Origin of the sequence: Mesobacillus boroniphilus JCM 21738 (assembly GCF_000517385.1) — a bacterium.
GTDB classification, from domain to species: Bacteria; Bacillota; Bacilli; order Bacillales; family Cytobacillaceae; genus Mesobacillus; species Mesobacillus boroniphilus.
Genome location: NZ_BAUW01000113.1, coordinates 1 through 9,829 on the forward strand (window position 1 = coordinate 1; position 9,829 = coordinate 9,829).

The 9,829-nt window shown below is 40.4% G+C and carries 14 protein-coding genes; 10 read left to right on the forward strand and 4 right to left on the reverse strand.

Annotated features, from left to right (window positions below; genetic code table 11):
* Positions 1-95: 95 nt before the first annotated feature.
* The 4 genes from JCM21738_RS19350 to JCM21738_RS19365 all read right to left on the reverse strand — a co-directional run bounded on the left by JCM21738_RS19350 (position 96) and on the right by JCM21738_RS19365 (position 2,496).
* Entirely contained in the window at positions 96-1,325 is a 1,230-nt protein-coding gene (locus tag JCM21738_RS19350) for an NAD(P)/FAD-dependent oxidoreductase (RefSeq protein ID WP_023615176.1), read from the reverse strand.
* A 241-nt stretch (positions 1,326-1,566) separates the two neighbouring features.
* Positions 1,567-1,986 (reverse strand): pyridoxamine 5'-phosphate oxidase family protein, encoded by a 420-nt coding sequence (locus JCM21738_RS19355; protein ID WP_023615175.1) that lies wholly within the window; start codon positions 1,984-1,986, stop codon positions 1,567-1,569.
* Positions 1,987-2,076: 90 nt separating this feature from the next.
* Positions 2,077-2,310: a YczO family protein gene (locus JCM21738_RS19360; protein WP_023615174.1), complete on the reverse strand. Its 234-nt coding sequence runs from the start codon at positions 2,308-2,310 to the stop codon at positions 2,077-2,079.
* Positions 2,311-2,358: 48 nt separating this feature from the next.
* Complete coding sequence (locus JCM21738_RS19365; protein WP_023615173.1) at positions 2,359-2,496, reverse strand: hypothetical protein; 138 nt, start codon at positions 2,494-2,496, stop codon at positions 2,359-2,361.
* Between the two features lie 266 nt (positions 2,497-2,762).
* On the opposite strand from JCM21738_RS19365, the gene tgl reads away from it, so the two are divergent.
* The 10 genes from tgl (at position 2,763) to JCM21738_RS19400 (ending at position 9,714) form a co-directional block, all read left to right on the forward strand.
* Positions 2,763-3,491: a spore coat transglutaminase TGL gene (gene tgl, locus JCM21738_RS19370; RefSeq protein WP_023615172.1), complete on the forward strand. Its 729-nt coding sequence runs from the start codon at positions 2,763-2,765 to the stop codon at positions 3,489-3,491.
* A gap of 200 nt (positions 3,492-3,691) precedes the next feature.
* Positions 3,692-5,164, forward strand: a complete 1,473-nt coding sequence (locus JCM21738_RS19375) for a UDP-N-acetylmuramoyl-L-alanyl-D-glutamate--2,6-diaminopimelate ligase (RefSeq protein WP_023615171.1) — start codon at positions 3,692-3,694, stop codon at positions 5,162-5,164.
* A gap of 198 nt (positions 5,165-5,362) precedes the next feature.
* A complete protein-coding gene (locus JCM21738_RS19380; RefSeq protein WP_023615170.1) occupies positions 5,363-5,662 on the forward strand; it encodes a metal-sulfur cluster assembly factor in 300 nt (99 codons plus the stop codon).
* A gap of 402 nt (positions 5,663-6,064) precedes the next feature.
* A complete protein-coding gene (locus tag JCM21738_RS19385; protein ID WP_023615169.1) occupies positions 6,065-6,427 on the forward strand; it encodes a hypothetical protein in 363 nt (120 codons plus the stop codon).
* 316 nt (positions 6,428-6,743) lie between these two features.
* On the forward strand, positions 6,744-6,842 hold the full coding sequence (locus JCM21738_RS23575) for a YjcZ family sporulation protein (RefSeq protein WP_023615168.1): 99 nt from the start codon (positions 6,744-6,746) through the stop codon (positions 6,840-6,842).
* 36 nt (positions 6,843-6,878) lie between these two features.
* Positions 6,879-7,010, forward strand: coding sequence for a YjcZ family sporulation protein (locus JCM21738_RS23580; RefSeq protein WP_023615167.1), 132 nt, complete (start codon positions 6,879-6,881; stop codon positions 7,008-7,010).
* 248 nt (positions 7,011-7,258) lie between these two features.
* Positions 7,259-7,615 (forward strand): RNA polymerase sigma factor, encoded by a 357-nt coding sequence (locus JCM21738_RS19390; protein ID WP_243463101.1) that lies wholly within the window; start codon positions 7,259-7,261, stop codon positions 7,613-7,615.
* 14 nt (positions 7,616-7,629) lie between these two features.
* Positions 7,630-7,785, forward strand: coding sequence for a sigma factor-like helix-turn-helix DNA-binding protein (locus JCM21738_RS26300; RefSeq protein ID WP_243463102.1), 156 nt, complete (start codon positions 7,630-7,632; stop codon positions 7,783-7,785).
* Entirely contained in the window at positions 7,769-8,386 is a 618-nt protein-coding gene (locus JCM21738_RS19395) for a hypothetical protein (RefSeq protein ID WP_023615165.1), read from the forward strand. The genes JCM21738_RS26300 and JCM21738_RS19395 overlap by 17 nt, the downstream gene beginning before the upstream one ends.
* Before the next feature lie 128 nt (positions 8,387-8,514).
* Positions 8,515-9,714 carry an ABC transporter substrate-binding protein gene (locus JCM21738_RS19400; RefSeq protein WP_243463103.1) on the forward strand — a complete coding sequence of 400 codons (1,200 nt, stop codon included), beginning with the start codon at positions 8,515-8,517 and terminating at the stop codon, positions 9,712-9,714.
* The last annotated feature ends 115 nt before the right edge of the window (positions 9,715-9,829 follow it).

Consider the following 9,829-nt stretch of genomic DNA (forward strand, 5'->3'; position numbering starts at 1 on the left):
CACCGGTCGGCCCTCCAACGCTTGTCGGGGCTGAGCGAGGCGCTTGCGCTTTTTGTTCAGGTTAATAAGAACCTGGGCGGAAATTCCTTGAATAATTATTTTTGTTTGGAAATAGCCAACTCTGAATGTGGCTTGCCAATCTTAAGGAATTGCTTGATGACCAGTCCTGGTCCTCCGAGTACGAAAAGGTAACGAGCTTCGATCACCTGCTTCATTAAGGCAGCGAATAAACCGCTGATCTTCAAGCCAAAAACTTTTCCAACTGCTGCTTTGTTACCGATGGAAGCGACTGTCCCTTTGTGGTGGTATTCAAATGCTTTGAGTTGTTCTCCTCTCAAGCTGGCGATTAAATTTGGTCCGCATACTTCTGCCTGTTGGATGGCCACCTGCGCAGTCGGAGGGAGTGGAGTTCCATCGTCTTTCATGAATAACGCTGCGTCCCCGATACAAAAAACATTTTCCATTCCTTTTACCCGCAAAAACTTATCAATGATGATGCGGCCCTTCGAAATAGGCAGCTCCAGTTTTTCTAGAAGGGTATTGCCTCGGACACCTCCTGACCAGATCAATGTCCTAGAAGGAAGTTCTTCGCCGCTGTCCAATGTTATGGAAGTTGGAGAACATTCAATTATCTTCGTAGCGGTCATCAGCTCTACACCATTCTTTTTAAAATAGCTTTCCGTAAATTCTATTGCCTCTTTATCAAATCCTGGCAGAACGGATGCAGACGCTTCTATATTGATAATTTTTGTCGCTGAAACAGGTATATCATATTTGAGACAGAGTTTTGGCATTGCTTCTATAAGTTCGCCAATCATTTCTATTCCGGTAAAGCCCGCACCGGCAACAGCAAAAGTCAGTCTAGAAGGGTCAAGGTCCTCTTTATACGCTGCGAACTGCCTTAGCATATGGTTGTATATAGCCTTCGTACTCCTGAAACTTTTGATTTTAAAAGCATTTTCTTCAACTCCGGGAATACCGAACGTACTCACATCGAAACCAAGGCCAATCAACAGGTAATCATAATCGATAAATTCACCAGACTCGAGCTGGACTTTTTTTGAAGTAAAGTCTACACCTTGTACTGTGCCTTTTTTGAATTGGATTTTATCTCTCTTAAGAAGGTCAGGGATATGTAAGGTGATTTTTTCGTCCGGGGCAGTTCCCGCACCTGTCTTATGTAGTTGAGTAGAAATATAGTGATAATCATGTTTATTGATCAAAGTAACTTGAGCTTCGCCGTTCCGCAAAGTTTTTTCAAGCTGGCGGCTAGTTATCAGCCCACCATATCCTGCACCTAAAATGACTACTTTTGGAGTTTGCATTGTTATTCCTTCTTTCTTGTTGTTTATTGTGAAGTAATTCACATGTTTTAGTAAAAAAAATAATAATTGCCTGACAAGTTAATATGTAATTACTTGTGAAATAATTCACAAATATTATCTACCATTAGATTACGATATTAATATATTTATATCAATACGTATTTACGATATAAATTCAACAAAAGTTTGACAAAACATCCAAAAAAGGCGGAGATGGAATAACTCCATCTCCTTGCAGTGATTATAAATTCATTGTTTCTGGTTTTCCATTATCGTTCATCAAACGAATGGTTTCTGGTTTTATTTCAAGAATAATGTAATCAGGATCTTGAGGGCTCTCAATCCATTTCTGCATCTTCTCATTCCAGAACTTTTCCTTAATTGACTGATCTTCACGGATTGAAGCTTTTCCCTGTACCTCGATATAGGCGTCACCCATTCCTTCACCTTCATATCCGAGCAGGATATGAACATTTGGATTCCTTTCAATCTCTTCGGCTTTGTACGTTTCTTTGCTTGTCGGAGTGTATAATGTCAAATCCTCATTAAAAAAGGTCATATATCGGGAGTGCGGCTTATTTCCCACGACCGTAGCCAGCGTGCCAACCTTTGATTCACCGAGAACCTGAGTGACTTTTTCTTTTAACTTCTGACTGTCCATATAGATTCCTCCTTTTTTTGGTGCTTGTTTTTAATATTCTCTTTTTAAGGCTTCATAAACCAAAAAAGCCTGGGATTCCCAGGGCAGATATTATAAATCATTGTCGAAATCTACATTGTACTTCTTTTCGCTTGAAGATGAATCCTTTGAATGATGCCCATCCTTTTCTTCATGTTTTTCCTGGTTCAAGTCCTCCATCGGAATCGGGTCCACAGTCAATTCACTCTTAAACTTGTCATGAAGACTTTCTGTCCTGGTTTCATATTGCTCAGGGTTGTCCATGTTTTGAGTATTATCAACTGGAATGTTCTTTTTCTTTCCCATGATACTCACCTCTCTTTGAGTTTAAAAGGCTGAATCTTGCGCTATTTATCATTTGGACATGATTTTTTTATTGCTATTCGACTCTTCCTGAGGTTTTACAGGATCCCTTTGAGGCTCGATATCCTTGTTTTGTTCCTTTTTCTTCTCCTGTTCAACTGAACCGTCGTTAATATTTTTATCTGTCATGATAAAAGCCTCCTTATTGCTGTGATTATAATAAAAATACCCTTTTACAGGTAATTAAAACAAACAACCACTAATCCCATTAACTTTTTGTCAAGATTTACTCAAAGGTCGAAGGCTGGTAACTTCATAATCCAGGTACCTTACAGGCAATTATAATGTGATTGAAACCTTTATTTTTTCAAACTCCTGTCCAATGTCTTTTCAGCCATTCCCCTTCATATAGTTAGAATGTATGTTTAATTAGCGGAATATGGAGGGGGAGTGTGATGATAATCATCCGGTTTCCAGATTCGGCAAGCAGCCAGAAGCTGCAGAATCTGTCTGGGAAACAGAAGGAAATATACAATGAACTAGACAATAGCCTGACGATGTTTGAGTATGACACAACCTTTCAGCTTCTTTTCGAAATAAATCTCAGGGAGAATATCATTGACGCGGCATTGAAGCTTAAGGAGGCTTCAGTAGCCTTTACTTCCTTCAAATATTCAAGGTTCAACCCAGTTTATTGGACAAAAGTGCCGACGGGCTATTTGTTGAATTCGAATGTCCTGCCTTCTGATGCGATTAATGATATTTATGAAAATGGCCAGGAGTATGCCTTCGAGTGCTCAACTGCCATGGTTGTCATTTTTTACAAAGCTGTTTTGGATTCAATAAGGTTGCCGGATTTCAACTATTTATTCAGAGGGCTGCTTGTTTGGAATTGGAATTATGACCCTGATTTGGCCATCATCACGTTAGAAGGGAATGAATTTATACCTGGCGATGTGGTCTATTTCATGAATCCTGATTTTGATAAACCAATTTGGCGAGGAGAAAATGCTGTAGTCCTTGGAAATGGATTATATTATGGACATGGTATAGGAATAGGTACAGCCGAGGAAATGATTAAAGCTCTTAATACACTTCGAAAAAACGGCTCGACTACCTCCGCCTTTATGCTCCAGCAGCATAGCAGGCTGAATTTTAAATACTTGTCCCAGTTTGCCAAGTGAAATAGGAAGATTAGTAAAAGACTGGCTAAATTGCCGGTCTTTATTTCTATTTCCTTTTACTCATTTTTTTAAAAAGAAAATCTTGTATCATTTACGAGGCATAGTTTTAAAATTTGGGGGAATATAAAAAGAGACATATTATATACATTTCTAATTCCGGCTGTGGAATTTATAGGCATGTTAAAAAGGGAGTTTTGGAAATGAGATTAACCAAGGTACTTGAAGAACTCGGCAGCAGTTTAAAAAAATACAGGAATGATGGAGACCCTGATTTGTCTGGAATCCAGATGGATTCACGGAAAGTGAAGCCAGGGGATCTTTTTGTTGCAATCACAGGCTTCCAGATAGATGGCCACCATTTTATCAATGAAGCCATAGACAACGGTGCTGCAGCGGTCATAGGTGAAAATGAGCTTGAACTTTCTGTCCCTTATATTCAGGTATTCGACAGCAGGCTTGCACTGGGAAGGGCAGCAAGCGCATTTTATCAACACCCGTCGAGGAAGCATAAGGTGATTGGCATCACAGGTACAAATGGGAAAACGACCGTTTCTTACATTTTAAAGCACATCCTTGAGCATGCGGGCAAAAGCTGCTCTCTTCTGGGAACTGTGTCTTATATTATAAATAATGAAGTGTACAAGCCTTCCAATACCACTCCGGATGCTTTACAAATTCAGGAATTGATTTCGGAAAGCAATGATGAATTTGTTGTTTTGGAGGTGTCATCACATGCCCTGAAGCAATATAGAATTGAAGGGCTTGAGCTGGATTATGGGCTGTTCACGAATTTATCCCATGATCACCTTGATTACCATCCGACAATTGAAGATTACTTCGAGGCTAAGACATTGATGTATAACTACTTGAAAAAAGAAGGTTCGGCTGTTGTCAGCAGGTTGGGCGAGTGGGGTGACAGGCTGGACAGTATATTGAAAGCTAAAGAAATTCCAGTATATTCAATTGGTTATGATGACATCCACGATTTGAAAATCGAGGACATTAAACTAAATGGAGAAAGCAGATTTGACATCCAAATGGAAGGAATCACTTACCCTTTGACTTTTCCTTCCCCTGGTCGGCACAATGTCTATAATGCTGCAATGGCCTTCTTGACAGCCGTAAAAATCGGGATCAGTCCTGATATGATTGCTGAGGCACTAAAATCTTTCCCGGGAGTGCCTGGAAGGTTCGAGATGATCTCTCACCCAGAAGGTGCAACTTTCATCGTTGATTATGCACATACTAAGGATGCGATTGAATACTGTCTGCAAGCTGCACAAGAGCATGAGGCAGTTAAGGTAAAGCATATCTTTGGTTTCCGTGGAGAGCGGGACAAAACAAAAAGAGAGCATATGGTAAAAGCGTCGGCAGCAATGAGTAATGAATTCACCTTGACCTTCGATGACCTCAACGGAATATCCGAAGAAGAGATGGCCAATGAATTAAAGGAACTGAACGAACGATTTGGCATGAACAAGGGAAGAGTCATCACAGACAGGACCTTGGCGATCAGAGACGCATGGGAAAACGCCAGGAGGGGTGAATGGATCCTCATCACTGGTAAAGGGCCTGAGGAGTATCAGTCAATGTATGAACTACCTACATCTTCAGATAAAGAAACACTGTTATATTTAAAAAAAATGCAGAATAAGGAAAAGGTAATAGGTTGAATGTAAGCAGGCTGAATAACGTCAGCCTGCTTTTCTCAGGGGAATTAAACTCTCTTTAAAAAACTGACACAAATTATCCTTCTAATAATGACAAAAATATGAAATGTGAAGAGTGTCACTCCAATATTTTTCCTGCATCTTTTATGATATAAGTAAGCAAGACAATTGACCTGACTAATGTGGGAGGAGGTACTCAATATGGATAAAAAAGAAATTTATAAAATGCTTGAAGAAATAGAAGAACCAATGCTTGGAGTCGATATTGTGAACCTTGGCCTCGTTTATGAAGTCTGTGTCAAGGATGATAAAGATGTTGAAATCGTTATGACTACAAGGAATGAAGATTGCATGCTTGCTGATTATATTGCCCTATCCGCACGCGAACACCTTGCCGGTCAGATGGGTAACCTCGAGCATATTGATATCAAAATGGTCTCAGCACCAAAATGGACACAAGACAGAATGTCCAAATACGCGAAATATTTACTGGATTTATAAAAAAACCTAAAAAGGTTGCGAAATCGCAATCTTTTTTATTGTTATGTGTTAAAGTTTACTTCATGATTTTAGTCAAAAGCCGCACCAGGTTCGGCCAAAACGCCGGTTCAACTTCGGGAATTAGTCCGAAGCCGCACCAGGTTCGGCCAAAACGCCGGTTCAACTGCGTGAATTTGTCCGAATTGACACCAGGTTCGGCCAAAACGCCGGTTCAACTTCGGGAAATTGTCCGAAGTCACAGCAAGTTCGGACAAAATACCGTGTCGTTCTTGTGAATTCGTCCGAAGACATCCCAAATCCGGAAAAACATCCATGGAATTTTTTCCATACCCTAATATAATCTTACGTTTATTCGAATTGTCTTTTAGAATAAGAGTTGGGGGAAAACTGGAGGCAATTAGAATGATATATAAAAAAATAGCTGGGATCAGCATGTGGCAGTTGAACAGGACTCTGAAAAAACTGGCTTTCGCAAGAATGGAGCTGGAAAAACAGATGCGGAAGGAATTGATTGTGGTCCTTCTGGAGCCTAAAAAAGAGAATGTACTGGCGACTGCGGAAGAGAAGAAAGAAATCGAGCAAGCGGTACAGGAATTGAGCGGTTTCGAGACATTAAGGTTGTGTCTGCTGGAAGATTGCAAACCAGTGTACATGGAGAAAGTGAATAATAACGGTGTTTCGAGATGGCTGGAAATCCCGGTCAAACCTTTGATTACATATGAATTTCTAAACGAAACACAGGAAAGTCAGGTAAAAGTAGGATAGGCATAATCTGCGAAGAAGAGGACCAATCAAGGTTCTCTTTTTTTGTCCCTGTTATTCAGGACGTCCTTTTTTACTAAATAAATAAACTTTTTACATTTAGATGAGTGTCTAGCTCCAGCGCCTACCCCCTCGAGACGCTTCGGTCCTGCCAGTGAAGTCAAAGAACGACTTCACTGTCAGGCCCTCCAGCGCTTTTCGGGGCTGATCAAGGCGCTTGCGCTTTTATTAATTGGGCTAGTATTTTTTTCGCTGTTTAATTGCACAAATGTCCCGGCCTGAATAGGATATAGGGACACAAAAAAAGGAGGTTGTTACGATGTCTGAAGGATGCGGCTATGGTGGCGGTTTCGCCCTGCTTGTAGTATTGTTCATTCTTTTAATCATAATCGGAGCGTCTTGGGGTTTCGGTTACTAAATTTTGAATAAGTAAACTTCATTAGGAGGTTTTATCATGTACGGATACAGCGGAGGCTGTGGATATGGCAGTTGCGGTGTAGGAGGAGCTGGATACGGCAGCGGTTTTGTTTTGATCGTTGTGCTGTTTATTCTCTTGATCATCGTCGGCTGCGCATGCTATCGCTAATAAAAACATGGAAAGAGGCTGTTGTAAGGGTCATGATGACTGTTAACAGCCTCTTTTCTTTTGCGCTGGGTTTAATCTAAGATTCGAGTTTATCGATATCGACTTTTATTTTATAGCGGGTTAGTCAATTAGAATGATGAAAAAAGAGTGGATTATTGTTATTTTTAAATAAATTAAAAATATTCAGAAAAATGTGATTCTTTTTTTGTGTTTGTTCGTCTAACTGTCTGTAAAAAGGGGGGAGAATTTTGAGCGATCACTACAGCATTCGTTTCCAGAAGGTTTACGAGGAATACAGTGACAAGGTTTATGGCTATCTCCTATTACTGACCGGTAAAAAAGAAGTGGCAGAGGATTTAACCCAGGAAACTTTTTTAAGAGTGTACAAGCATATTCATCAGTTCAACGGTGATTCGCAGATTTTCACATGGATCGTGAAAATCGCACGTAATGTTGCAATTGACCATTTAAGAAGAAGAAGAAGGCTGTGTTTTTTTTCACTGGATAAGTATGTCATCGAATCCCATCAGCCATCTCCGGTTGAAATCATCGTGAAAGGGAGAAGACATCACTCCTTTACAAGGGGATCAAAGCCCTCAAACTAAACTACCAGGAGGTATTGATTTTAAGAAAAATCAAAGAATTTTCGATTAGGGAAACGGCGCTTATCCTTGGCTGGAGCGAAAGCAAGGTGAAAATCACTACTTCCCGGGCAATGGCAGCCTTAAAAAAAGAGTTAAAGAGAAGAGGGGAAATCATTGAAGAAATCGTTTGAACTAGAAGATAACTTCAAGAGCCTTAGCCACATTCCAAGGTCTGAAATCCAAAAGCGAAAAACTTATAATACAATCGTTCGGACCGGACGGCCGGAGAGGTCAGTTCATTACATAGCAAGAAATTGGACAGGCAGTCTCCTGACATTTGTGATGATAATAGTTTGTACGGCATACCTTCTGGCAGAAATCAAAAATCCTTCCCAGGAGGGAGCAGCCGCTCTCCATACTGCTGAAATATTTGCAGCGAGCGAAATTGTCATTACGTATCTTACCAGATCTGACTCTGCAGAACAATTTAATCTCCACTCGAACCTGACAAGAAAAGGAGTTTCCATCATTGATGAACCAGGTTGGCTGGAAATAGTGAACAAAACTGTAAATGGCCGAACCAATGTAAAGAATGCACCGAAGATGGAAAACGCCTTTGATTTATTATTAATATATGAGGGCAGGAAACCAGACAAATGTAAATTATGGGTTAATGATGAAAATGTATATATCAAAAGAGTGAAAGAACAACGGGTATATAAAGTAGAGACAAGTAAAGCTGTCAGAATCAATGATATGATTGAAGATATGGAAAAACAGGTTCAGTTTTGAATCTGTTTTTTTATGTAACTATTCTACTGTTTTATAAAATCCTTACAAATTATGTTTAGTAAATCGAAGAACATGGTAAAAGGATGTTTGTGATTATTATGCAACTTGAATATACAGGAGGAAGAGAAATGAAAAGGGGTTTGGCATTCATTCTTGCAGTTTTTATGCTAACTGGCTTGCTGGCTGGTTGCTCTGTGGAGCAAAAAGCTGATGCAGAAAAGACGAAAGACGGAAAAGTGGTAGTCGATTTCTGGACATTTTGGGGTTCTGAGACACGACGACCGATCATTGAAAAAATAATCGATGATTATAACAAATCACAGGATAAGGTATTCGTTAAGCACACGTTCCTGCCATGGGGCGATATTTGGACAAAAAACCTGGCATCAGTGGCAGCAGGTAATCCAGCGGATGTCATTATCAACGACATCAATACAGTTGCCCAGCGTGCTGAAAACAAGCAGGTAGAGGACTTAAGCCAATATATAGATGATTCTTTCAAGCAAAAATTCCACAAACATTTATGGGACACTGTCGAGTATGACGGAAAGTCTTACGCTGTCCCTTTCAATATAGACACACGCCTTCTTTTTTACAATAAAACAGCATTCAAGGAAGCGGGACTTGATCCTGAGAAGCCGCCTGCAACCTGGGCGGAGCTAGAAGAGTACGCAAAGAAGTTAGATATTAAGAATGGCGATAACTATGAACGAGTTGGATTCTATCCTTTATGGGGAAGTGTCGGGGCATCCAGCTGGATGACAAACGCAGATAGCGGCAAGGGTTTTATTGAGGATGGAGAGTTGGCAATCAACACACCGAAAAAAGTTGAAGCCTTTAATTGGATTCTTGATTGGAAGGAACGCCTTGGGAAAAAAACTGTACAAGGTTTCCAGGCAGAATTCGGAAGTGAACAGTCAAATCCATTCATTGCAGGAAAAGTTGCAATGTGGGTTGATGTAGGAACATTCTATACACAATTAAGAGATTATGGCCAAGATGTCAATTTTGGCGTAGCGCCAATCCCAGCAAACGAGGAAGGTTCAGGTAACTGGGCTGAAGGCGGCGGATTCGTTGTTGAAATTCCGAAAGGTGCGAAACATCCAGAGGAAGCTATGGGCTTTATTAAGTATCTAACGGATGTTGAAGCTCAGAAGTACTGGTCGGTTAAAAACTATGACAATGTAGCGAACATTGAAGCAGCTGAGGCAGCCTCAATGAACTCGAAGGACCGGATAAGATGGTCTACGAAGCTGCTGTCAAAAACCTGGAGCAAACAAAAATGTTCCCGGTGCCAGTTGAGTACCCAGATTATCATAGCAGATTGAACCCGCATATCGACAATGCCCTATTAGGAAAAACATCTCCTGAAAAAGCATTGGAAGAAGCGGAAGAAGATATAGAAAAAATGAAAAAGTAATGAAAAGAAAGGAGAAGGTGCAG